The organism is Mycobacterium sp. NGS22, assembly GCF_059813095.1.
Genome location: NZ_JCALDY010000002.1, coordinates 125,511 through 148,501 on the forward strand (window position 1 = coordinate 125,511; position 22,991 = coordinate 148,501).

Sequence of the window (22,991 nt, forward strand, 5' to 3'; positions counted from 1 at the left end):
CCCTAACGCGCAGCTGGGGCAATAGCGGTGCTAGAAATTAAAGCAATGCTAGAATGACGACATGGCAATTCAGGACCGACGGGAACGTGAGCGGGCCGCGCGTCGGCGGCTGATAATCGACACGGCCCGTAAGTTGGCCGAAACCGAAGGGTGGGACGCAGTCACCACACGTCGGCTCGCCACCGAGATCGAGTACAGCCAACCGGTGCTGTACAAGCACTTCGCCGGCATGGAACACGTCGCCGAAGCGGTGGCGATCGAGGGCTTCGGCGAACTCGCGGACGTGTGCGCAGCCGCATCAGCAGCCAGCGCCGCGGGCGATGCCCTGACACGAGTCGTGCGCGCCTACCTGGACTTTGCCCGCGACAACCCGGCCGTTTACGACGCGATGTTCACTCGAACCACCACTTTGCGCTTCGCCGCCGAAAGCACGCCGCCGCAACTGCAGGCGGCGTTCGCCCGGTTGCGAGAAGCGGTCGAGGGGACGGCCGCAGAACACGACACAGACACAGACACAGACACGCTCACCGAAGTTTTCTGGGCGGCGTTGCACGGGCTGGTCACCCTCGGCCGGACCGGACGACTACGTCCCGACCACGACTCGCAACGCGTGCAACTACTCGTCGATCAGTTCAGCGTGGCTCGCACGCACACCGTAATGTAGGGCAGCGCAAGGCCATTGGAGTTGGCTAGTGCCGGATGGGTTCTCAACAGTTCGCGCACCTTGTCCAGCGTCCGGGTGCGCACTTCGGCAGGGGAGTTGATGCAGTAGGTGCGGGACGCGACGAGATCGATAAGTGCTTGCGGGGTAAGGTAATTCGTCCACTCGAGCTGATGGCGCTGCGGCTCGGTGAACGGTGCGGGGAACGTGACGTCGAAGCGGCCGCCGTCGTCGTCGCGGCCGATGATCTCACCGAGTTCGCGCACCCAGCCCAGCCGTTCGTCGCGGGTGTTCCACACCAGGCCCAGCCGGCCTCCCGGTCGCAGCACCCGGGCGACCTCCGGAATCGCGCGGGCCGGATCGACCCAGTGCCACGCCTGCGCGACCAGCACGGCGTCAACGCTGTTGTCCGGCAACGGAATCTCCTCCGCGGTACCGAGCAGCGCGCGGGTCTGCGGCAGCGACGCGGACAGCACTTCCAGCATCTCCGGAACCGGGTCGACGGCGACGACGTCCAGGCCGCGTTCAACCAGTCGGGTGGTCAACTTGCCGGTTCCGGCCCCCAGGTCGAGCACCTCGCGGGCGTCGGACGGCAACAGCCAGTCGATGGCCTCCGGCGGATACGACGGGCGACCACGCTCGTAGGCGGCCGCCGCCGAGCCGAACGACAGGGAGCGGTCACGCCGGGATCGGGTCACCTTTGCGACCCTGCACACGTGCCCGCAGCGAGTTCCAGTGTCTCGCGGATCAATTCGCCGACGGCCTCGGTTTCGACCAGGAACCCGTCGTGCCCGCAGACCGACGGCACCACCCGCACGTCGACGCAGCCTGGCAACAGTTCGGCCAGCTCGTCCTGCAACCGCAGCGGATAGAGCCGGTCGGAGGTGATGCCGCCGACCACCACCGGCACCGGGCAACTGGTCAGCGCCGCATGCACGCCGCCCCGGCCCCGTCCGACGTCGTGGCTGTTGAGCGACTCGGTCAGGATCACGTAGCTGCCGGCGTCGAAGCGGGACAACAGTTTGTCGCCCTGATGCTCCAGGTAGCTCTGCACGGCGTAACGGCCGCCGGCCGACGGGTCCTCGCCGGTCTGGGGGTCGTTGCGGAACCGCACGTCCAGCTCGATCTCGCCGCGGTAGGTCAGGTGCGCGAACCGGCGCGCGACCCGCAGCCCGTCCTCGGGTGCGCGGCCGGTGTCGTAATAGTCGCCGCCCTGCCAGTTCGGGTCGGCCTTGATGGCCGCGATCTGAGTGGTCTGGGTGCCGATCTGGTCACCGGTGGCGCGCGCACCCACCGCCAGCAGCAGCCCGGCTCGCACCCGGTCGGGGTGACCGACGATCCACTCCAACGCTCGCGCGCCGCCCATGGATCCGCCAACGACGGCGGCCACCTGAGTTATTCCCAGTGCTTCCAGCGCGGCGATGTCGGCCTGCACCTGGTCGCGCACCGTGACCAGCGGGAACCGGGAGCCGTACGGCTGGCCGTCGCGGGCCAGCGAACTCGGGCCGGTGGAACCCCGGCAACCACCCAGCACGTTGGTGGCCACCGCGCACCAGCGGTCGGTGTCGATGGGTGCGCCGGGCCCGGCCACCCCGTCCCACCAGCCGGGCGTCGGATGCCCGGGTCCGGCGGGTCCGATGACATGCGAATCGCCGGTGAGCGCGTGCAGCACCATCACCACGTTGTCCCGTGCCGGCGACAACTCGCCCCAGCGCTGCACCGCGATGTGCACGTCGGGCAGGACCGCGCCGCTCTCCAGCGTCAGCGACCCGATGTCGACGACACCGATCTCGCCTTCGGCGGGCAACGTCTGAGTTGGCACGTCAGAGATCGTCATGTTCTACGCGGTCCTCAGAAGGCAGCCACGGCCTGCGGGTCGCTGCCGTTGGCCGCGTATACCCCGGCCGCCGCGAATCCAAGCTCCAGGTCGGCCAGGATGTCGTCGATGCCTTCGAGGCCGACGGCCAAGCGCACCAGTCCCGGCGTGACCCCGGTGGCCAGTTGCTCGGCCGCACTGAGTTGGGCGTGCGTGGTGGACGCGGGATGGATCACCAGCGAGCGCACGTCGCCGATGTTGGCGACGTGGCTGTGCAGCTGCAGCGCGTCGACGAACGCCTTCCCGGCCTCGACCCCGCCGGCCAGCTCGAAGGCCAGTACGGCCCCGGTTCCCTTGGGCGCCAGCTTCTTTGCCAGCTCGTGCCACGGCGAACTGGGCAGCCCGGCGTAGTTGACCGACAGGACGTCGTCGCGGCCTTCCAGGTATTCGGCGACCCGCTGGGCGTTGGCGACGTGGCGCTCCACCCGCAGGCTCAGCGTCTCCAGGCCTTGGGCGACCAGGAACGCGTTGAACGGCGAGGCCGCCGAGCCGAGGTCGCGCAGCAACTGCACGCGCGCCTTGAGCGCGAACGCGGGAGGTCCCAGCTCGGCGAACACGACACCGTGGTAGCTGGGGTCGGGCGTGGTGAAGCCGGGAAAGCGGCCCTGCGTCCAATCGAAGGTGCCGCCGTCGACGATCACCCCGGCGATCGCCGAACCGTGCCCGCCGAGGTACTTGGTGGCCGAGTGCACCACGATGTCGGCGCCCTGAGACAGCGGCTGGATCAGATAGGGGGTGGCGATGGTGTTGTCCACGATCAGCGGCACCCCGTTGCGGTGCGCGACCTCGGAAACCCCAGGGGTGTCCAGGATGTCGATCTGCGGGTTGGAGATGGTCTCGGCGAAGAACGCCTTGGTGTCGTCCCGCACCGCGGCCTGCCAGGACTCCAGGTCGTCGGGGTCCTCGACGAAGCTGACCTCGATGCCCAGCTTGGCCAGCGAATAGTGGAACAGGTTGTAGGTTCCGCCGTAGAGCCGGGGGCTGGACACGATGTGATCGCCGGCGCCAGCCAGGTTCAGGATGGCGAACGTCTCGGCGGCCTGCCCCGAGGACAGGAACAGCGCGGCCACCCCGCCCTCGAGTGCGGCGATGCGCTGCTCGACCACGTCGGTGGTCGGGTTGCCGATGCGGGTGTAGATGTTGCCCGGCTCGGCCAGACCGAACAGCGCGGCGGCGTGCGCGACGTTGTCGAACGTGTAGGAGGTGGTCTGGTAGATCGGCAGCGCCCGGGCATTGGTGGCCGGGTCCGGCTGCTGGCCGGCGTGGATCTGCTTGGTTTCGAACGACCAGCCCGCAGTCGGATCGGTTTCGGTGGTGCCGTCAGTGCTCACGAAATGTTCCCCTGTCTGGCTCAGGGGCCCGTCATGGCGGACCCGCGCTTGCCGCGTAGCCGGTAGTGGCTACTCAACCTGGTCATCACCCGGGGCACCCCACCGCGGTTGGAGGGTTGCCGGCCAGCGAGCCGGGGCTTGACGCTGGCGCTCATGACCGACCCGCAGCCTATCGCATGGCGGGTGTCAGCTGCCAATTGCGCGCTGACGGTGGCCGGTTAGCTCGCGCCGGGCTCGACCGCGCGAGTGTCCTGCACGCACTCATCGAGGAAATCGAGGATGACCTCGGTGACCCGGCCGGGTGCCTCGAACATCGGCACATGGCCGACGCCTTCGAGTTTGGTGAATTGATGGTCGTCAGGCAGGTGGTGGCGGAAGTGCTTGCTGAACCTCGGCGATGGCACGATGCGGTCCTTGGTGCAGATCACCAGATGCGCCGGGACGGAGTTCTCGGCCAGTTCCTGGAGGCCGGGCATCAGCAGCGCCTTGACCAGCAACTGGAAATAGGCCGGGCAGTGCGCGACGTCGTCGATGATGACGCTCAACTCCCGTTCGCTGACCCCGTCAGGAGTCGCGCTGATGGCGTAGGTGGACAGCTGGCGGCTGAACGGAATGTGCAAGGCCTTGGGCCCCAGGAGCCAAGCGACGAGCAACAGCGGAATACCGAGGATGAATTTGGCGATCACCTCGAATTTGGCTGGGCTCCAACGGGTCCAACCGCCGGCCGGCGCGATGCCCATCACGCTGCGGGCACGACCCCGGCGCTCCAACTCGAACGCGACCCAGCCGCCCAGCGAATTGCCGACGATGTGCGCGGTGTCCCAGCCGAGTTCGTCCATCTGCTTCTCGACGTGATCGGCCAAGACATGCGAAGACAGGAAGTAGGTGCCCGCGCGCGGGCCCCCGTTGTGACCGGCCATCGTCGGGGCGAAAACCTCGTAGCGGCCGGTGTCGGCCAACTGCCGGGCGACGACCTCCCACACGGTCTGGGACATCAAAAACGGGTGCAACAGCAGCACCGGCTCACCCGAACCCAGGTGGATCGGCTCGCGGGTGGCCTCTGCTTCGGACGCACCTTTGAGGAAGCTTGGCATGAATTCGACAGTAAATGCGGTACCGGGGGTATCGCAAGGCGGCCCGGTCGGGGGCGCGGCGGCGCGTGGGCCTAGAGGACAGTGATCGCTACCGATATGCCGAGCTGATCAGTGGCGCTGGCCAGGCGGCTGTCGACGGTGACCACGGCGGCGGAGTGTTCGGCGGCTACGGCGATATAGAGGCCGTCGTAGATCGATACGTTATGCCGCCAGGCCCAGGCGGTCCGCAGTAGCAGTGGATCCGGAAGCACGTACTCGATGGCAAGTGCGGCGACGGCGTCGGCGGCGGCCTCGGCGTCTTCAGGTTCCAATTGGTTGCGCGATACGGCCTTGTGCAGGGTGCGTAGCACCTCGCCCGGCATGTGGGCCGGCGCGAGCCAACCGTCGTCGCTGTTCAGGACTGCGCGTGCCGCGTCGCCTTTGGGGCTGCTGCTCGTAAGCGCCAACACCAGCGCGCTTGCGTCCACCACGATCACCGGCGGAAGCTCACCCGTCGCGGTCGGCGCGGATGACGGTCGCCACTTCCTCGGCCGTCATGGTGAGGCTGCGATGACCAACCAATGCCTCCAAGAGTTGCCGGTTGCGCCCCGCCTGGTACTCCCGTTCCAACAGCGATCGCAGATACGCCTGGGTGGACTGGCCGCGCGCCGCGGCGCGGGCCGCCAGCGCGTCGCGGATTTCCTCGGGGACATCTTTGATCTGAATTGCGACGGCCACGGTCACAAACTATCACATGCGCATGGCATGCACATGCGCAGCAGTCCGAGGCCGGCAGCGCGGGTTGTCGACGCCTGACCGTCAGCTGCTGAAATATGCCCGTGAAAAGATCGACGGCATCATGAGCACCCCTACCGCAACGCGCCGAATCTTCTCCGGCGTCCAGCCCACCTCCGACTCGCTGCACCTCGGCAACGCTTTGGGCGCGGTCGCGCAATGGGTGGCGTTGCAGGACGAGCACGACGCGTTCTTCTGCGTGGTGGACCTGCACGCGATCACCATCCCGCAGGACCCCGCCGCGCTGCGCCGCCGCACGCTGATCACCGCCGCGCAGTATCTGGCGCTGGGCATCGACCCCGCGCGGGCCACCATCTTCGTGCAGAGTCACGTGCCCGCGCACAGCCAGTTGGCCTGGGTTCTGGGCTGTTTCACCGGGTTCGGTCAGGCGTCGCGGATGACGCAGTTCAAGGACAAGTCGGCCAAGCAGGGTGCGGAGTCCACCACCGTCGGCCTGTTCACCTACCCCGTCCTGCAGGCCGCCGACGTCTTGGCCTACGACACCGATCTGGTGCCGGTCGGGGAGGACCAGCGTCAGCACCTGGAACTGGCGCGCGACGTCGCGCAACGCTTCAACAGCCGTTTCCCGGATACCTTCGTGGTGCCCGACGTCCTCATCCCGAAGGTCACCGCCAAGATCTACGACCTGCAGGACCCCACGTCGAAGATGAGCAAGTCGGCGTCCACCGACGCCGGCCTGATCAGCCTGCTCGACGACCCGGCCAGATCCGCCAAGAAGATTCGTTCCGCGGTGACCGACAGCGAACGAGAGATCCGCTACGACGTCCAGGCCAAGCCGGGCGTGTCCAACCTGCTCAGCATCCAGTCCGCAGTCACCGGCGTGAGCATCGACGCGCTCGTCGACGGCTACGCCGGGCGCGGCTACGGCGACCTGAAGAAGGACACCGCCGAAGCCGTCGTCGAATACGTCAGCCCGATCAAGGCGCGGGTCGACGAACTCACGGAAGATCTGGGCGAACTGGAAGCGACGCTGGCGGCGGGGGCGCAGCGCGCCAACGACGTCGCCGGCAAAACCGTGCAACGCGTCTACGATCGGTTGGGTTTCCTTCCGCAACGGGCATAATCCAGACATGGCAGCGGAGGCCGAACGGGTCGAGCCGGGCTTGCTGGATCGGCTGCGAGCCAGGGTTCCTTGGCTGCCCCACGTGCTCGAGGCTTATCAGCGCTTCAGCAAGCAGAAAGGCTCCTTCTTCGCGGCGGGCCTCACCTATTACACGATCTTTGCGTTATTTCCTTTGCTGATGGTCGCTTTCGCGGTGGCCGGCTATGCGTTGAAGCGCCAACCGCAGCTGCTGACCACGATCAACTACAACATTCGGTCCGCGGTGTCGGGCGAACTGGGACAGCAACTGATCGATCTGATCAATTCCGCGATCGACGCGCGCGCCTCGGTGGGCGTGATCGGTTTGCTCACTGCAGTGTGGGCCGGTCTGGGTTGGATGTGGCACCTGCGCGAAGCGTTGAGCGAGATGTGGTTACAGCCGGTCGATCCGGCGGGCTACGTGCGCACCAAGCTGTCGGATCTGATCGCCATGCTCGGGACGTTCCTGGTCATCACGGTCACCATCGCGCTGAGCGCACTGGGACAGTCCGGACCTATGAACGCGGTGCTGAGATTGCTTCGCATACCCGACTTCTCGATTTTCGACGAAATCTTCCGCGGCGTCTCGGTATTGGTGTCGCTGCTGGTGTCGTGGCTGCTGTTCACCTGGATGATCGCCCGGCTGCCGCGGTTGCCGGGCAGCTTCGTCACCTCGATGCGCGCCGGATTGATGGCAGCCGTCGGATTCGAGTTGTTCAAGCAGCTGGGATCGATCTACCTGCAGACCGTGGTGCGCAGCCCGGCAGGCGCCACGTTTGGTCCGGTGCTGGGATTGATGGTGTTCGCGTTCGTCACCTGGTCGCTGCTGCTGTTCGCCACCGCCTGGGCCGCGACCGCCTCCGACGACGAGCGTGAAACGCATGTGGAGCCGCCACCTCCGGCGGTGATCAGCCCACGCATCCAGGTCAACGACGGCCTCAGCGGCCGCCAGACCGCGGCCGCGATGGCCGCGGGAGCCGTTGGAGCACTGACGCTTTCCCGGCTGACGCGCCGGCGTCGCGACCGCTAGCCGGTCAACTTCAGCCCGACGATGCAGCCGACGACCCCGGCGATCAACAACAGCTTGACCGGGGAGGCCGATTCGTCACCCGTCGCCATGGCGTAGCCCACAGTGAGTACCGCCCCGATGCCGACCCACACCGCGTAGCTGGTTCCGGTAGGCAGGCTGCGCATCGCGAACGCCAGCCCGGCCATCGAGAACAGCAGTGCCACACCGAAAACGAGCGACGGACCGAGTCGGGTGAAGCCCTCGGACTTGTTCAGCGCGGTCGCCCACACCGCCTCGAGAATTCCAGACACGGTCAACACGAACCACGCCATCATGCACCTCCGCTTGTCGGCTGCCAGCACCCGTCGACCATCACCGCACTCACCCTCGACTCCTGATCCAGTACAACGAGATTCGCGCTGAGGCCCACCCGGATGGCCCCTACCCCGGCCAGGCGCAGCGCACGCGCCGGGGTTGTCGACGTCGTCTGCACCGCGGCGGCCAATCCCGAGCCGGCCTGCACCGCGCGGAAGAGTTCATCCATGGTGGCGGTGCTGCCGGCGATGGTGTCGGTGCCGCGCACCCGCGCCACGCCCGCGGCGACGACGACGGGAACCGAACCCAGCCGGAATTCGCCGTCGCCGCAGCCGGCCGCGGCGGTCGCATCAGTGATGACGGCGACCCGCTCGGGACCGACTGTGGCCATCACCGCCGTGACGACGTCGGGATGCACATGCACTCCGTCGGCGATCAGTTCGACGGTGACCCGGTTGTCCTGCAGCAGGGCGAGCACCGGTCCGGGGTCGCGGTGATCCAGCGGCGGCATCGCGTTGAACACGTGGGTGCCGATGGTGGCGCCCAGCGCGACAGCACGCCGCGTCTGTTCGTAGGTGGCGTCGGTATGCCCCACGGCTACAACGACATTCGCGTCGACAAAACGCCGGATGGCGTGCTCGGCGCCGGGCAGTTCGGGAGCCAGCGTGACCATCCGGATGGTGCCGTCGGCCGCGTCGAGAACCGCCTCTATCTCGGCGGGATCCGGCGGGCGGATCAGGGTGTGGTCGTGGGCGCCGCAACGGGCAACACTCAGCCACGGGCCCTCCAGATGGATGCCGGCGACGACGCCCGAGCGCGTCAGTTCGGCGAGTCCGCTTACCGCAGTGAGCAACTGCGCGGGTGGCAGGGTGACCAGACTGGCCACGGTGGTGGTGGTCCCGTGCCGGCGGTGAAACTCCACCACCCGGTGGGCGCCGTCGGTGAAGGACGCCCCACCGCCGCCGTGCACGTGCATGTCGACAAAGCCCGGTACCACAACCGAATTCGGCAGGTCGACGTCGGGCGCCGAGGGCGGGTCACCCGCGCCGCAGGCGACGATCGCGGCGCCGTCCGTCTGCACCCAGCCCGGTCGGCACACCTGGCCGTCGACGACGACGGTCCCGGCGCGGATCATCATGACGACTCGGCGGGCCAGCGTCCGCCGTTCTCCCAGAAGTACCGGATGTCCTCCAGGTCACGGCCTTTGGTCTCCGGCGCGAACCGGTGCACCACGCCGAACGCGAGCACCGCGAACAGCCCGAAGATCGCGAAGACGGTTGCACCGCCCAGCGTTTCAAAGATGGTCAGGGAATAGCCGGCGATCAGCGCATTGGCGGTCAGGTTCGAGGTCAGCATCACGCTGGACCCCATCGATCGCAGGTGAGACGGGAAACTCTCGCCGGCGAACACCCAGACCAGCGAGCCGAACCCGAAGTTGAACCCGATGGTGAACAACAGTATCCCGAAGAAGCCGAATATCGGTGCGAGGCCACCGCCATGCCCGATGTCCCTGGCGTAGACGACGACCAGCACCGCGTCGGCGACGATCATCATCGCGATCCCGGACAACAGGATTGGTCGTCGGCCCAGCCGGTCGACGAGGGACAGCGACACGCATACCGCCGCCAATCCCGCGACCTGCACCATCGCCGGCAGTGCCAGTTGCCCGAAATAGTCGGTGAATCCCATGGCCTGGAACAGTTTCGGGCTGTAGTAGACGATCGCGTTGATCCCGGTGATCTGCACCAGGAAACCGAGCGTGACGACGAACAGCGTGGCCCGCAGATACGGCCGGCGCAGCATCTCGCCGATGGTGCCCCGGCCCTCCTGGACGGCGCCCGCGATCTGCGCCAGTTCGGTCTCGACGGCGTCGTCAGGTTCGATCCGCGCGAGCGCGCTGCGAGCTTCGTCGACGCGGCCCTTGCGCAGATACCACCGCGCGGTGTCGGGCATGCGCAGCAGCAACGGCAGCAGCAGCACCGGGGGCACGGTGGCCAGACCCAGCATCCAACGCCAGCTCTGGGTGGTCTCGGCCAGCAGGTACCCGAGCAGATAACCCAGGATGATGCCGGTGAGGGTGGCGAACTGGTAGGCGATCAACAATCTGCCGCGCACCGCGGCGGGCGCCGACTCGGCCACGTACACCGGCACGACCACGAGCGACACCCCGATAGTGACCCCCAGCAGGAACCGCGCCACCAACAGCGTCGGCAGCGAACCCGCCGTCGCCCCCAGCAGCGCGAACAGCGCGTACCCGATGAGGATCGCCACCATCGACTTCTTGCGGCCGAACGCGTCGGCCAGCACGCCGCCGCCCAGCGCCCCGGCTATCTGGCCGATCACCACCATGGTGGTGACCAGTCCCTGCTGCCCGGTGGTGAGGCCGAATTCCGTGGGCAGGAACAACAGGACGCCGGCGATGCTGGACAGGTCGTAGCCGTAGATGACTCCGATGCTGGCGGCGGTGAGCCCGACCAGCAACGCCCGCCGTCGAGCGCTCAGCCCTTGACCTTTGCTTTGAGGATCTCGATGACCTTGGCCGGGTCCTCGGGGGTGACGCAGGAGCGCACCCGGCGGCCGACGTCGAGGATCAGCAGGGTGGACTTGCGGTTCCGGTGGATGTCGAGGGGGAACCAGTAGCGCGGGTCTGACGCGCCCCAGATCCGGCCCTTGCCCGATGCCCAGCTCATCGCTTGGGCCTTGATGCCCTGGATGTCGCCATACCCGATCCGCTTGGCCGTAGCGAACGGAAAGTAGTAGCGATTGATGGTGATTCCGTCCTCGTCCAGCGTGAGGCCGGGATCCTCGTACAGGGCAGTCATCACGCAGAGTCTAGTGCTGCGTCCGGCTGTTCATCGACCGTGCGATCAGGATCAACCCGAACACGACGACGGCGCCGATGAACGCCACGCCGACCCGGATCGGCAACGCGTCGGCCGGCGACATCAGCCCGTCGGCCTGGTTGTTGTCGGGGGCCCGGCTGGCCGGATTGTTGGTGGGGGTGGCAAGCGACGGGTCGGGTTCGACCAACGACCCCACCTGGGTGCCCGCCGGCGTGCTGAACCCGTAATCGAGCAGGTGCGCGGCCTGTTCCCACGGCGCGATCGGCTGCCGGGTGCCGTGCAGCAGAATCGCCATCAGCCGTCGTCCGTTGCGGTTGGCCGCGCCGACGAACGTCTGGCCGGCGTCGTCGGTGTAGCCGGTCTTGCCGCCCATCGCGCCCGGATAGTGGTAGAGCAGCTGGTTGTCGTTCTCCAGTTCGTAGCCGGGATGGTCGCCGTGGCCGGGGAAGTCGAAGGTCCGGGTGGCGACGATGTCGGCGAAGATCGGATTGCGGTAGGCGTACCGGTAAAACAGGCCCATGTCGTAGGCCGAGGTGCTCATGCCCGGCCCGTCCAGCCCCGACGGCGTGGCGACGCGGGTGTCGTGCCCGCCCAGCTTGGCCGCCAGCACATTGAGCTTGTCCAGCGCGGCCTGCATGCCGCCGAGCTGCATGGCCAGCGCGTGCGCGGCGTCGTTGCCCGAGTGCATCAGCAGGCCGTGCAGCAGCTGGTTGATGGTGTAGGTGCCGCCGTTGTCGACGCCCACCTTGGTGCCCTCGGCGGCCGCGTCTTCGTCGGTTCCGGCGACCGTCTTGTTCTGGTTGAACGCGTTGATGGACGCCATCGCGACCAGCACCTTGATGATGCTGGCCGGGCGGTGGCGGCCGTGCGGATCCTTGGCGGCGATGACCGCGCCGCTGTCGATGTCGGCGACCAGCCAGGCCTCGGCGGAGACGTCGCCCGGTACCGGCGGGGTGTCCGGGGCGGCGACGATGCCGCAACTTCCCAGGGCATTGCCGCCGATCGGGGTGGCGGGAAGCGCGAGCGGCAGCGGGGGATCACCGGCCCGCGGCACCTCCGAGGAGTCGACCGCGGGTGGGGTGTTGATCTTGTACGGGCAGTTCGGCGCACCGGGGTTCACCTCGGCGCTGGGCTCGGCATTCGCCAGCGCGCCGGACCCGGCGAGCAGGAAAGCCGCCGCGGCCAGGCTCGATGCTGCGCGTATCGAGGTCCGTAGGAAGGGCATTGGTGAGCAGCGTAGGCGATCGGCGCCCCGATCGCAGGTCGCCGCGCGGTGTCGGTTTCCCCGCACCTGCCCGGTCAGAAGTCGAACCCGTAGCCCCCGCGTAGGTCTTTGTGCGCGGCCGCCAGGATGCGGTCGCACAGGTCCACCAGGTCGCCGAGGTCGAGATCGGAATCCCTGCCCAACATGTCGAGGAACACCGTCTCCTGCTTCCTGAGCTCGGACCATTTCAGTTCGCCCTCGTAGTACACGGTCGCGTCCTCCGCGGGCGCGGGACAGGCCGTGGATTGGGCCAACTGTCGCTTGCAGGCATCCAGCTGGGTCAGTGAGTAGCCGTGTTCGCGGAACTGACGGTCCCACTCGTCGAGTAGCAGACTCACCAGCTCGCGCACCGGCGGCGCGGCGTAGACCATCAGTTCGGCCACTCCGTCGTCCAGACCCAACCGCATCCGGAAGTCATACAGCTCCCGGATGGCCTCGGCGCGCCGCTGGCTGGCGACCTCCTCGGCGGTCCCGCGTCCCTCGTATTGGGCCGCGCGTTTGACGTACATGATCGCCGAGATCAGCGACTTGAGCACGGCCTTCTTGTCATCGGCCGCCCGTTTCTCGAAGTCGAGCACACGTTCGTGCCGGCGGTCTGCCGCCTTGTTCCTGGCGTCGATGCGCTTGGTCCAGATCGCGACGGTGGCGCTCGAAATCACGGACGCGAGAGGGACGAGAGCATTTGCTATCACCGTCATCCAATTCATCTGTCGACCCTAAACTCGCGGCTCCGGGTAGCGCACGCAAACGCGGGTAGCGCGTACCCGGCTATTTGACAGTGTCAGTATCTATATGACACTGTCGGTAGTGATGGTTCTGCTGACCTTGCCCGAATTCGCCGACGCGGCCGCCAACGCCGTGCAGGCCTCCGGCGCCGCGCCGGAAAACCGGCAAGCCAAGGCCGTCCCGGCTCAGCGCATGGTGCGCTACTACACCGCGCGGGGCCTGCTGCCTCGTCCGGGAAACCGCGGACGCGCCCTCACTTACGGACGAACGCACCTGATCAGACTGGTCGCCATCAAGCGGTTGCAGGGTCAGGGCCTGTCGCTGGACGAGATCGCCGAGCGCCTGGCCGACATGTCGCCCGCCGAGGTCGAGGCACTGGCCGCCATTCCCGAGGAAGCGATGCCAGCCGACCTGGGCGATCCGGATCCCGTGCCCCAGCCCGCCCGCGCCGCGGGCGCGTTCTGGCGCGCTGTCCCCGAGCCGCCGGCCGCTGCGGCCGTCACCAACCTGCAAGCTGTCCGGCTGTCCGACACTGTCACGTTGCTGGTCGAGGGACCGCTACCGCCGATCGACTCGCTGCGCCGCGCTGCCGCGCCGCTGCTGGGCCTGCTCGACAACACCGGAAAGGAACCGCAATGACTCTGCCCCTACTCCCTGTCGAGGCCGACCAGCCAACCCGGTTGGGCTGCGGCGAGTTGACCGGCCCGGACGGCCGTTCGCTGCCGCTGCGGGCCATCGACGTCGACACCGCGATCGTCGGCATGACGGCCACCTCGACCGTTCGGCAGCGGTTCGTCAACGCCGGTGACACCGTCATCGAGGCCACCTATGTGTTCCCGCTGCCGGCGCGGGCCGGAGTCACCGACTTCGTGGCCGACCTGGCCGGGCGGCGGGTGATCGGCGTGCTCAAGGAGCGCGGCGAGGCCCGCGTCGACTACGAGCAGGCGCTGGCAACCGGGCAGCGGGCGGCGATCGTGGAGGAAGACCGCCCGGAGGTTTTCTCGGTGCGGGTCGGCAACATCGGCCCGGGGGAGGAAGCCGCGATCGAGATGCGGCTGACGGGTCCGCTGTCGTTCGAGGACGGCGAGGCCACGTTCCGGTTCCCGCTGGTGGTCGCGCCGCGCTACACCAAGGGCAGCGCCTTGCCCGGGGATCAGACCGGATCGGGCGAGGCCGTCGACACCGATCTGGTGCCCGACGCGTCCCGGGTCACACCGCCGCGCCTGCTGGACTCGGAAGAGCGTCCGGACCTGCAGATCTCGGTGCGCGTCGACGGCGCAGGCCTGGCGGTGTCGGAGTTGCGGTCGAGCCTGCCGACCGCCGTCGCGGAGAGCGACGGATTGATCCGGTTACGGGTGGAGCCGGGCGCGCGGGCCGACCGGGACTTCGTGCTGCGGTTCAAGCTCGACCGCAACCAGTTGTCGTCGTCGGCACTGCTGGTCCCGGACGCCGACGGGGACGAAGGCACCTGGTCGGTGACGTTGGTGCCACCCGCCGAGGCGTCCAGTGCGCCGCGGGACGTGGTGGTGCTGCTGGACCGCTCGGGTTCGATGGGCGGTTGGAAGATGGTCGCAGCACGGCGCGCGGCGGGCCGGATCGTGGACATGCTCGACACCGGCGACCGGTTCTGCGTCCTGGCTTTCGACAACCAGGTTGAAACACCCGCGCAGCTGCCGGAAGGTCTGGTGGCTGCGACCGACCGCAACCGGTTCGCCGCGGCGTCATGGCTGGGCTCGCTGGAAAGCCGCGGCGGGACGGTAATGGACGAACCGCTGTTGCAGGCGGCGCACATCCTGGCCGCGTCCGGAGCGGACCGGCAGGCCAGCGTGGTCCTGGTGACCGACGGCCAGATCAGCGGCGAGGACCATCTGCTGCGCACGTTGGCGCCGGCGGTCGGGGAGACCCGCATCTACTGCGTGGGCATCGACCGCGCCGTCAACGCCGGCTTCCTGGACCGGGTCGCGCGGTTGGGCAACGGCCGCTCGGAGCTGGTGGAATCCGAGGAGCGACTGGACGAGGTGATGACACGGCTGGCCCGCACCATAGGTCGTCCGGCGCTGACCGACGTGCGGGTGAGCGCCGAAGGTGTGCAGCTTCTCGATGATACCGTCACACCGGGCCGGGCGCCCGATGCTTTCGCCGGCGTGCCGTGCGTGATATCCGGGCGGTACCGGGGCCCGCTGTCCCGCGCCGCGATGCGCGTCGACGCCGACGCCGGCGACGGGCCGTTCGTCCAGGTGCTGCCAGCGCGGGTGGTGCCGGAAGCCGTTGCGGTGCAGACTATTTGGGCCCGCTCGGTGGTACGCGACCTGGAAGACGAGTACGCGTCGGATGCCGGTGACGACGAGCTGGCCGCGAGGTTGGTGGCGCACTCCATCCGGTTCGGCGTGCTCTCACGGTTCACCGCCTTCGTGGCTGTCGACCCGGAACGCACCGACGCCGCGCCGCTGACCGAGGTCATCCAGCCGGTCGAGGAGCCGTCGGGGTGGGCGCGCACCATGGGTTTCGCGCCGGTCGCACTCAGCGCGATGCCCGCACCCGCGTTGTACACCGGGGCGGCACCCGGCGGCGCGCCGGAGGGCGCTATGTCCGCGCAAGAAAGGCTCGCGCCGCCGCGAGCGCTGGACAAGCTGCTCAAGCAGGTGGAGAAGGGTGCCCAGGTGCGCCGCTCGGGCCTGGACGTGGTGCTGGCCGAGCTGGAGCGGCATCGCGACGCCGCCGCCGATCCCGAATTGCGTGCGGCGCTGGAGGATCTGTGCGACGCGCTGCAGCGGTTCCTGGCGCAGCCGACCGGGCCGCAGGGCCGGCAGCTGATGGTGATGGTCGAGGCGGTGCGGCGGGCGATGGGTCCGCCGAGCAAGCGGCGCTTCTGGCGCTGACGGTTGCCGAGCGCGCTCAAAATGCCGGCCTGTGCCGACGTTTCGCGTACATTTGGGCGCGCTCGACGGCCGGGGCGGGGCGCGTCAGATCTCGATCTCGCTGAGCACGCCGCGCAGGATGGACTCGATGGCGTCGAACTCGGCCTGACCGCTGATCAGCGGCGGCGCCAACTGGATCACCGAGTCGCCGCGTTCGTCGGTGCGGCAGTACAACCCGGCCTCGAACAGCGCCGACCCGACCCGCCCGAGCAGCTTGGTGCGTTCCTCGTCGCTGAACCTCTCTTTGGTCGCCTGGTCCTTGACCAACTCGACGCCGAAGAAGAAGCCTTCGCCGCGCACGTCCCCGACGATCGGCAGGTCATAAAGCTTCTCCAGGGTGGCGCGCAGCGCGGGGGACTGCTGCTTGACATGGTCGTTGAGACCCTCGCGCTCGAAGATGTCGAGGTTGGCCAGCGCGACGGCCGCCGAGACCGGATGGCCGCCGAAGGTGTAGCCGTGCCGGAAGGTCGTCTTGCCGTCGTTGAACGGCTCGAACACCTTGTCGCTGGCGATCATTGCGCCCAGCGCCGAATAGCCCGACGTCATGCCCTTGGCGCAGGTGATCATGTCCGGCACGTAGCCGAAGTCATCACAGGCGAACATCGACCCGATCCGCCCGAACGCGCAGATCACCTCGTCGGAGACCAGCAGCACGTCGTACTCGTCGCAGATCTCGCGGACCCGCTCGAAATAACCGGGCGGCGGCGGGTAGGAGCCGCCGGCGTTCTGCACCGGTTCCAGGAAGACCGCGGCGACGGTGTCGGGTCCTTCGAACTCGATCGCCTCGGCGATCCGGTCGGCCGCCCACCGGCCGAACGCCTTGACGTCGGTGTCGAACGGTTCCGACGCGCGGTAGAAGTTGGTGTTGGGCACCCGGAACCCGCCCGGCGCCAACGGCTCGAAGGCTTCCTTGTACTTGGGCAGACCGGTGATCGACAACGCGCCCTGGGTGGTGCCGTGGTAGGCGATGGCGCGCGAGATGACCTTGTACTTGTTGGGTTTGCCGGTGAGCTTGAAGTATTGTTTGGCGGCCTTCCAGGCGGTTTCGACGGCCTCGGTGCCGCCGTTGGTGAAGAACACCCGGTTCAGGTCGCCGGGCGCATAGCCGGCGAGCCGCTCGGCGAGTTCGATCGCCGGCGGGGTGGTGTTGCCCCAAAGCGGGAAGAACGCGAGTTTCTCGGCTTGCCGGGCGGCGGCCTCGGCCAGTTCGGTACGGCCGTAGCCGACCTGGACCACGAACAGACCGGACAGCGCGTCGAGGTAGCTCTTGCCGCGGTCGTCGTAGATGGTGACACCCTCGCCGCGGGTGATGACCGGCGGCGCTATTCCGTTGCCGTGCTGGGCGAAATGGAGCCAGAGGTTATTCGACATCGTGATTCGAGCCTAGACCGCGCGGGTTGGGGATTCCCGATCCGCCCACAGTGGCCGATACTGGCAATTCTATGAGCGATCAATCACGCGATATGGCGGTCGCGGGGGATGCGTCGGCGGAAGACGGCACAGCGTTCGGCCGCTATCGGCTGATCGAGTTGCTGGGCCGCGGCGGCATGGGCGAGGTGTGGCGCGCCTTCGACACCGCGACCGAGCGCCGGGTCGCGGTGAAGGTGCTGCCCGAGGACCTGTCCCACGACGCGAAGTTCCAGGAGCGCTTCCGCCGCGAAGCCCTCGCCGCCGCGAGCCTCAACAGCCCGCACGTCATCCCGATCCACAACCACGGCGAAATCGACGGCCGGCTGTATGTGGACATGCGCCTGGTCGAGGGGCGTGATCTGGAAACCGTCCTGGCGGACGGGCCGCTCGACCCCGGGCGCGCCGTGCGGATCGTCGAACAGGTGGCGCGGGCGCTGCAGGCCGCGCACAAGATCGGCTTGGTGCACCGCGACGTCAAACCGTCGAACATCTTGATCGCCGAGGACGACTTCGCATACCTGATCGACTTCGGGATCGCGCGCGCCACCGGCGAGGTCGGCCTGACCGGCACCAACGCCTTCATCGGCTCGTGGCACTACATGGCGCCGGAGCGGTTCAGCGGCAATGAAGCCGACGCGCGCGTGGACGTGTATGCGCTGGCCTGTGTGCTGTATGAATGCCTGACCGGTCAGCGGCTCTATCCGGGGGAAAGCCTGGAACGGCAGTACTTCGGGCACGTCTCCACCCCGCCGCCGAAGCCGTCGTCCGTCAATCCGAGCGTGCCGTCCAGTTTCGACCGGGTGACCGCCAAAGGGTTGGCTAAGGACCCCGCTCAGCGCTACGCCAGCACGGTCGAATTCGCCCGCGCCGCAAGCGAAGCCAGCACCGATCCGATACCCCGCCCGGCGCTGCCGGTCCCGCCCGTCCAACCGCCGCCCGCCCCCCGTCCGCAGCAGGCGTGGCGACCGCCGCCCGTCCCGCAGCACCGGCCGGCACCCCCGCCGGTCCCGCAGCACCGGCCGGCACCCCCGCCGGACCGGGTCACCCAGCAGCGACCCCCGCCGGCGACGAGTCCCCCGCAACTCCGCGAGCCGGTCCGCCGCCCCGCGGCTCCCAGCGCGCCGATCCCAGCGTCGGTGGCCCGCGAGATCCTCTCACTCGAGATCCTGCTGGGCGCGGTGTCCTTGTTCTTCCTCTGCTTCTTCACCGCCTATGCCGTGCACGACGGCGGCACCGACCTCGTCCTGGTCGTGGTGTTGTGGTGGGCAGGCACGATCGCCGTGCTGTTGGATGTGGTCCGCCGGATACGACGGCAGCGGCGCAACCGCGGCGGCTAGCGGCGATAGGCTCGGACGATGACCTCGACGCAGGTCGACGACTTCGAAGCGCTGCGACCGCATCTGATGTCGGTGGCCTACCGGCTCACCGGAACGGTGGCCGACGCGGAGGACATTGTGCAGGACGCGTGGCTGCGCTGGAGCGCCCAGGACGGCCGGATCAACAATCTGCAGGCCTGGCTCACCACCGTGGTGAGCCGGCTGGGCCTGGACAGGTTGCGCTCGGCCACGCACCGGCGCGAGACCTACACCGGCACCTGGCTGCCCGAGCCGGTGGTCACCGGATTCGATTCGGCCGATCCGCTGTCGGCCGTGGTGTCCGCCGAGGATGCGCGCTTCGCGGCGATGGTGGTGCTGGAACGGCTCAGCCCCGATCAGCGGGTGGCGTTCGTCCTGCACGACGGGTTCTCGGTGCCGTTCGGCGAGGTGGCCGACGTGCTGGGCATCAATGAGGCCGCCGCGCGGCAGTTGGCGTCCCGGGCCCGCAAGGCTGTCGCCGCCGCACCGCCGCCGCAGCCGGATCCCGCGCACGCCGAAGTGGTCGGTCGACTGATGGCGGCGATGGCCGCCGGCGACCTGGACACCGTCGTGTCGCTGCTGCACCCCGACGTCACCTTGACCGGGGACTCGAATGGCAAGGCGTCCACGGCAATTCGAACCATCCGCGGCGCCGACAAGGTCGTCCGGTTCATGCTCGGGCTGGCCAACCGGTACGGCGACTCGTTCTACACCGCCAATCACCTTGTCCTGGTCAACGGCGAACTCGGTTCCTACACAACGGGTTTCCCGGCTGCCGACGGGCGGCGCGAGATGGCGCCGCGGATCACCGCGATGACGGTGCGCGACGGCAAGGTCGTCGCGCTCTGGGATGTCGCGAATCCCGACAAGTTCACCGGGTCGCCGATGCGGGCGTCGCGGTAACGGCTCGGGGCTACTGCAGGACAATCCCCGTGGCGGGGCCCAGCGTGATCTGCTGCCCGCCGGGCGGCTGGTAGGGGCCGTTGGGTCCGTAGATGCCGTACAGCGGGTTGAGCGGACCGAATCCGGCGTACATGTCGTTGATCCAGCCGGTGGAGAGGGTGTGCACGGCCGCGGTGGCCCCAGGCGGGGAGAACCCGGTGAGTAGCTGGGCGGCGAAGTCGATAAGCGGGTTGCCGCCGAGCATCGCGTCGACGTGCGAGCCGCCGACGATCTCGACCCCGGTGAACTGGTTCGGCGGCGTGAGGCTGACCAGCTGACTTGTGGTGGCGCCGAACGCATTCCACGGTTGGGGCGGCGCGACCACCGCATACAGCGGCACACCGGCCGCCTGCAGGGTGTTGACCGCGGCGCCGAACGCGGCGGCGTTGCTGGCGACCCCGTCGAACATCACCACCCCCTGCAAATGGTTGGTGCCCGCGCCCAGACTGGTCAGGTAACTATTGGCCGCCATCGTGGCCAGACCGCCGCCCGCCGAGTGCCCGGTCAGCACGAAGTCCTGGGGCAGGGTGCCGGCGTAACCCGCATGATGCGCGGCGGCGTTCAGTGCGGGCTGGCCGCCCAAAAACAGCGAACCCACCCCCTGCTGCATCTCCGGACTGCTCAGCCACAGGCCGAAAGGCAACGGCACCGACGGGATGGTGGGGGTGACCACGACACTGTTGGTCTGCGACGCCAGCTCCAAAGCCAACGGCTGATAGAACCAGCCGATCGCGGCGAAGCCGTGCTGCAGATAGGTGGTGCCCTGCGCGGCGACCACGCCGTCGGCCAGCGTCGGGAAGTACCACAACGCGGGTGCCGGGAACTCGTAACCGTAGGGAATGCCGAGGAATGAACCCGTCACGGGCAGGCGCAGGAACGAGAACCCGACCCGGACCCCGGACACCCCGCCGGTCCCCGCCAGCGACACCGTCGTGGGGAACGGGTTGCCCAGGCCGACCGCGTTGGTGGCGAAGTTCAGCACCGCACCGACCGTCGCGGCGTCGCGGACGAACATCTGCTGCAGCGGCGCGAAGAGACTTTGGGCACTCGCCGCCTCGGCGCTCGCGTATGCGGCCGCCGCCTCGCTCAACGACCGCGCAAACTGGGCTTGCAGGTGCGTCGTCTGCACACTCAGCGCCTGGAACTCCTGGCCGAAGCCGCCGAAAAGCCGTGCGATGGCTGCCGACACCTCGTCGCCCGCCGCCGCCAGGATCCCCGTCGTCGGCGGCGCTGCCGCGGCGGCGGCTTCGGCCAGCAGCTCCCCGATCCCGGCCAGTTCTCCAGATGCCGCGGCCACCGCCTGCGGCGCTGCGATCAGGTACGACGGCATCACCGCATGCTAGCCAGCCGAACCCGACTTGGTACCCGAATCGGCCCACGGCACCCGGCACGCGTCGCCCGAGCTGAAGCCCTGTTCGGTGATGCCGAGCGCCGAGTACATGCGGGCGCGCATGTTCTCGATACCGACCTGGTAGGTCAGCTCGATCACCCCTGCGTCACCGAAGCGGGCACGCAGGTCCTCGACCTGGTCGTCGGTCACCGAATGCGGGTCGGTGGTCATGGCGTCGGCGAAGGCGATCCCGGCACGTTCGTCGTCGCTGAACGCCGGTGACGTCGCATAGTTGTCGATGTCGCGGAGCCGCTCGACGTCCAGACCGTCCAGCCGCTGCAGCATGGACCCGAAGTCCACACACCACGAGCAGCCGATGGTGCGCGCGGTCCAGAACACCGCCAACTCCCGCACGCTGGTCGGCAGCGTGCGCGACGCGCTCTGCAGCAGCGTCTCGTGCACGGCGTTGGCGACCAGCAGCCGCGGGTGATGTGCGGCGACGGTGAACGGCTCGGGAACCTCGCCGAAGCGCCGCTTGGCGACCCGGTACATGGTGCGGACCAGCAGGCCGGCGCGGTGGGGGGACAGGGGCTCGATGCGGGTTTTCGATGTCATACCGATCAGACGAAGCAGGCCGGCGGAGTGTGACGGGATATTCCAAGAATCCGCCAAGGATCCTTTAAGTGCGGCAGCGGAGCCTTGCCCGGTGGAACAAAGCACATCGTCTTACTGGGACATCGTCGAAGCCTCCTTGCTCAGCGATCTGGAAGAGCTGGCGCACACCGAGGTGCTGATCTCCGAGACCCGCTTGGACCAGTCCGGCATCCGAGCCGCCGTGGACGCGGTCTTCGACGCCAACCCGACGCTGGGCGCCGTCTTCGAGCCGATGGACGAGAGCTGGCTGGCCCGCCCGGGTGGCGGCTGGAGCTGGGCGGTCGAACCGCCGGACACCACCGTGGCCCAGGTCATCGCCCGGCAACGCGCCGGCTACGACAAGCGCACCGGCCGGCTGTTCGCGGTGTCGCTGATCCCCGGTGACCGCGAGCGCCTGGTGCTCACTGCCAGCCGGCTGTGCGTGGACGACGCACTCTGGCGCAGCGTGGTCGACGCCCTGGTGACGGCGTACGACGGCGCCGGCCTGGCACCCGACGTCACCTACCGGACTAAAAGTCGCGCCGGACGCTCATGGGCGTGGTGGCGGGCAGATCGCCGCCCCCAATCACCGCTCGCGCTAGTGGCGTCAATGCTGTGAACAGCGCCTGCAGCTCGTCGTCGGCCAGACCGTCGAACGCGTGCAAAGCCAGTGTGTCGGTGACGGTTTCGATCTGGTCCTTGAACTGACGTCCGGCCGTCGTCAACGAACCGTCCTCGTCGAGCAGGCCCCGGGCGGCCAGGCTGGCCTCGCAGGCGCGCCATTCGTCGTCGTCGTAGTGGCGTGTCTGCTTCATGTACTCGGCCGGCACGGGTCCGGCCGCGGTGTGCAAGACGTTGGATTCCCGCCCGGAGATGCCGGCGGCGGCCAGCACCGCCACGTGCCCGTCGCCGCGGTGCTCACGCAGCAACGTCGCCGCATGCCATAGCGCGGCCACCGGATCCGACGGCACCGGCAGCGCCACATTGGCCGCGAACAGCGGCCGGGCATCCACCGGGGTGGTCTGCGCCGCGCGAAGAGCCAATTGTGCTGCGGTGCGGACGTTTTCGTCGTCGTCCAGACCGGACCGGCGCAGGGCTGCGACGGCCGAGTCCTGGCGGGCGCGCAACGCGGCTTCGGGACCGGCCAGCTGCCAGGCGGCCGGCAGGGCTTTGGCCACCCGTGCGTGCGCGAAGTTGTAGAACACTGCGGTCACGACATGCGGGGCGACCGGGCCCAGCGGCGCCGACCGGGCCGCAAAGTAACCCATCCAGAAGCCGCGGTAACCGAGGCCGTCCAGCGCTTCGCGGGCTTCCGGCGCGAAGTAGGTGACCGCGTGGATCGGCTCGAAACGGTCGTAGAACTGCCGGGCCAGCTCGGGGGTGCGTTGCATGCCTGCAGTTTCGCAGA

Annotated in this window: 23 protein-coding genes, 1 pseudogene and 1 riboswitch; of the genes and pseudogenes, 8 read left to right on the forward strand and 16 right to left on the reverse strand. The window is 68.4% G+C overall.

What is annotated here, in order from left to right; genetic code table 11:
• Positions 1-61 precede the first annotated feature (61 nt).
• Entirely contained in the window at positions 62-664 is a 603-nt protein-coding gene (locus tag AC5Y47_RS02395) for a TetR/AcrR family transcriptional regulator (RefSeq protein WP_499941621.1), read from the forward strand.
• On the opposite strand, the gene AC5Y47_RS02400 is transcribed toward AC5Y47_RS02395, so the two are convergent.
• The 6 genes from AC5Y47_RS02400 to AC5Y47_RS02425 form a co-directional block, all read right to left on the reverse strand.
• Positions 628-1,359 carry a class I SAM-dependent methyltransferase gene (locus tag AC5Y47_RS02400; RefSeq protein ID WP_499941623.1) on the reverse strand — a complete coding sequence of 244 codons (732 nt, stop codon included), beginning with the start codon at positions 1,357-1,359 and terminating at the stop codon, positions 628-630. The two genes, AC5Y47_RS02395 and AC5Y47_RS02400, sit on opposite strands and share 37 nt — an antisense overlap.
• Positions 1,356-2,498, reverse strand: a complete 1,143-nt coding sequence (metX, locus tag AC5Y47_RS02405) for a homoserine O-acetyltransferase MetX (protein WP_499941625.1) — start codon at positions 2,496-2,498, stop codon at positions 1,356-1,358. Before metX ends, AC5Y47_RS02400 begins: the two co-directional genes overlap by 4 nt.
• 14 nt (positions 2,499-2,512) lie before the next feature.
• Positions 2,513-3,868, reverse strand: coding sequence for a bifunctional o-acetylhomoserine/o-acetylserine sulfhydrylase (locus AC5Y47_RS02410; RefSeq protein WP_499941627.1), 1,356 nt, complete (start codon positions 3,866-3,868; stop codon positions 2,513-2,515).
• A 39-nt stretch (positions 3,869-3,907) separates the two neighbouring features.
• A riboswitch (SAM riboswitch) is annotated at positions 3,908-4,027 on the reverse strand.
• Positions 4,028-4,086: 59 nt separating this feature from the next.
• Positions 4,087-4,884, reverse strand: a complete 798-nt coding sequence (ephH, locus tag AC5Y47_RS02415) for an epoxide hydrolase EphH (protein ID WP_499941888.1) — start codon at positions 4,882-4,884, stop codon at positions 4,087-4,089.
• A 149-nt stretch (positions 4,885-5,033) separates the two neighbouring features.
• Positions 5,034-5,438, reverse strand: a complete 405-nt coding sequence (locus AC5Y47_RS02420) for a type II toxin-antitoxin system VapC family toxin (RefSeq protein WP_499941629.1) — start codon at positions 5,436-5,438, stop codon at positions 5,034-5,036.
• A 10-nt stretch (positions 5,439-5,448) separates the two neighbouring features.
• On the reverse strand, positions 5,449-5,679 hold the full coding sequence (locus tag AC5Y47_RS02425) for a FitA-like ribbon-helix-helix domain-containing protein (RefSeq protein WP_499941631.1): 231 nt from the start codon (positions 5,677-5,679) through the stop codon (positions 5,449-5,451).
• A gap of 121 nt (positions 5,680-5,800) precedes the next feature.
• Here AC5Y47_RS02425 and trpS point away from each other — a divergent pair, with 121 nt between their 5' ends.
• Positions 5,801-6,820 (forward strand): tryptophan--tRNA ligase, encoded by a 1,020-nt coding sequence (gene trpS, locus AC5Y47_RS02430; protein ID WP_499941633.1) that lies wholly within the window; start codon positions 5,801-5,803, stop codon positions 6,818-6,820.
• 7 nt (positions 6,821-6,827) lie between these two features.
• Complete coding sequence (gene yhjD / locus AC5Y47_RS02435) at positions 6,828-7,868, forward strand: inner membrane protein YhjD (protein ID WP_499941635.1); 1,041 nt, start codon at positions 6,828-6,830, stop codon at positions 7,866-7,868.
• Here the strand turns inward: yhjD and AC5Y47_RS02440 are convergent.
• From AC5Y47_RS02440 to AC5Y47_RS02465, 6 genes are all read right to left on the reverse strand, one after another.
• Positions 7,865-8,179 (reverse strand): DMT family transporter, encoded by a 315-nt coding sequence (locus AC5Y47_RS02440; RefSeq protein WP_499941637.1) that lies wholly within the window; start codon positions 8,177-8,179, stop codon positions 7,865-7,867. The two genes, yhjD and AC5Y47_RS02440, sit on opposite strands and share 4 nt — an antisense overlap.
• On the reverse strand, positions 8,179-9,297 hold the full coding sequence (gene nagA / locus AC5Y47_RS02445) for an N-acetylglucosamine-6-phosphate deacetylase (protein WP_499941889.1): 1,119 nt from the start codon (positions 9,295-9,297) through the stop codon (positions 8,179-8,181). The genes AC5Y47_RS02440 and nagA overlap by 1 nt, the downstream gene beginning before the upstream one ends.
• Positions 9,297-10,664 carry a sugar porter family MFS transporter gene (locus tag AC5Y47_RS02450; protein WP_499941891.1) on the reverse strand — a complete coding sequence of 456 codons (1,368 nt, stop codon included), beginning with the start codon at positions 10,662-10,664 and terminating at the stop codon, positions 9,297-9,299. Before AC5Y47_RS02450 ends, nagA begins: the two co-directional genes overlap by 1 nt.
• Positions 10,661-10,984: a hypothetical protein gene (locus tag AC5Y47_RS02455; RefSeq protein ID WP_499941639.1), complete on the reverse strand. Its 324-nt coding sequence runs from the start codon at positions 10,982-10,984 to the stop codon at positions 10,661-10,663. Before AC5Y47_RS02455 ends, AC5Y47_RS02450 begins: the two co-directional genes overlap by 4 nt.
• A 10-nt stretch (positions 10,985-10,994) precedes the next feature.
• Complete coding sequence (gene dacB1, locus AC5Y47_RS02460; RefSeq protein WP_499941640.1) at positions 10,995-12,230, reverse strand: D-alanyl-D-alanine carboxypeptidase DacB1; 1,236 nt, start codon at positions 12,228-12,230, stop codon at positions 10,995-10,997.
• 74 nt (positions 12,231-12,304) lie between these two features.
• Positions 12,305-12,928, reverse strand: coding sequence for a hypothetical protein (locus AC5Y47_RS02465; RefSeq protein WP_499941642.1), 624 nt, complete (start codon positions 12,926-12,928; stop codon positions 12,305-12,307).
• Positions 12,929-13,079: 151 nt separating this feature from the next.
• Between AC5Y47_RS02465 and AC5Y47_RS02470 the strand changes: the two genes are divergently transcribed.
• Entirely contained in the window at positions 13,080-13,634 is a 555-nt protein-coding gene (locus AC5Y47_RS02470) for a MerR family transcriptional regulator (protein ID WP_499941892.1), read from the forward strand.
• Positions 13,631-15,874, forward strand: a complete 2,244-nt coding sequence (locus AC5Y47_RS02475) for a VIT domain-containing protein (protein WP_499941644.1) — start codon at positions 13,631-13,633, stop codon at positions 15,872-15,874. Before AC5Y47_RS02470 ends, AC5Y47_RS02475 begins: the two co-directional genes overlap by 4 nt.
• Before the next feature lie 84 nt (positions 15,875-15,958).
• Here the strand turns inward: AC5Y47_RS02475 and AC5Y47_RS02480 are convergent, their stop codons facing one another.
• On the reverse strand, positions 15,959-17,284 hold the full coding sequence (locus tag AC5Y47_RS02480) for an aspartate aminotransferase family protein (protein ID WP_499941646.1): 1,326 nt from the start codon (positions 17,282-17,284) through the stop codon (positions 15,959-15,961).
• Between the two features lie 71 nt (positions 17,285-17,355).
• On the opposite strand from AC5Y47_RS02480, the gene AC5Y47_RS02485 reads away from it, so the two are divergent.
• Positions 17,356-18,660, forward strand: a complete 1,305-nt coding sequence (locus AC5Y47_RS02485) for a serine/threonine-protein kinase (protein WP_499941648.1) — start codon at positions 17,356-17,358, stop codon at positions 18,658-18,660.
• A gap of 18 nt (positions 18,661-18,678) precedes the next feature.
• Positions 18,679-19,581 (forward strand): sigma-70 family RNA polymerase sigma factor, encoded by a 903-nt coding sequence (locus tag AC5Y47_RS02490; RefSeq protein WP_499941650.1) that lies wholly within the window; start codon positions 18,679-18,681, stop codon positions 19,579-19,581.
• 10 nt (positions 19,582-19,591) lie between these two features.
• Here AC5Y47_RS02490 and AC5Y47_RS02495 read toward each other — a convergent pair whose 3' ends face one another.
• Both AC5Y47_RS02495 and AC5Y47_RS02500 read right to left on the reverse strand, forming a co-directional pair.
• Positions 19,592-20,950, reverse strand: a complete 1,359-nt coding sequence (locus AC5Y47_RS02495; protein WP_499941651.1) for a PE family protein — start codon at positions 20,948-20,950, stop codon at positions 19,592-19,594.
• Positions 20,951-20,959: 9 nt separating this feature from the next.
• Positions 20,960-21,577, reverse strand: a pseudogene (locus tag AC5Y47_RS02500) (carboxymuconolactone decarboxylase family protein); the annotation flags it as partial.
• A 79-nt stretch (positions 21,578-21,656) separates the two neighbouring features.
• On the opposite strand from AC5Y47_RS02500, the gene AC5Y47_RS02505 reads away from it, so the two are divergent.
• Positions 21,657-22,202 carry a condensation domain-containing protein gene (locus AC5Y47_RS02505; protein WP_499941653.1) on the forward strand — a complete coding sequence of 182 codons (546 nt, stop codon included), beginning with the start codon at positions 21,657-21,659 and terminating at the stop codon, positions 22,200-22,202.
• On the opposite strand, the gene AC5Y47_RS02510 is transcribed toward AC5Y47_RS02505, so the two are convergent.
• A complete protein-coding gene (locus tag AC5Y47_RS02510; RefSeq protein WP_499941655.1) occupies positions 22,114-22,974 on the reverse strand; it encodes an SCO6745 family protein in 861 nt (286 codons plus the stop codon). The genes AC5Y47_RS02505 and AC5Y47_RS02510 overlap by 89 nt on opposite strands.
• Positions 22,975-22,991: the final 17 nt, after the last annotated feature.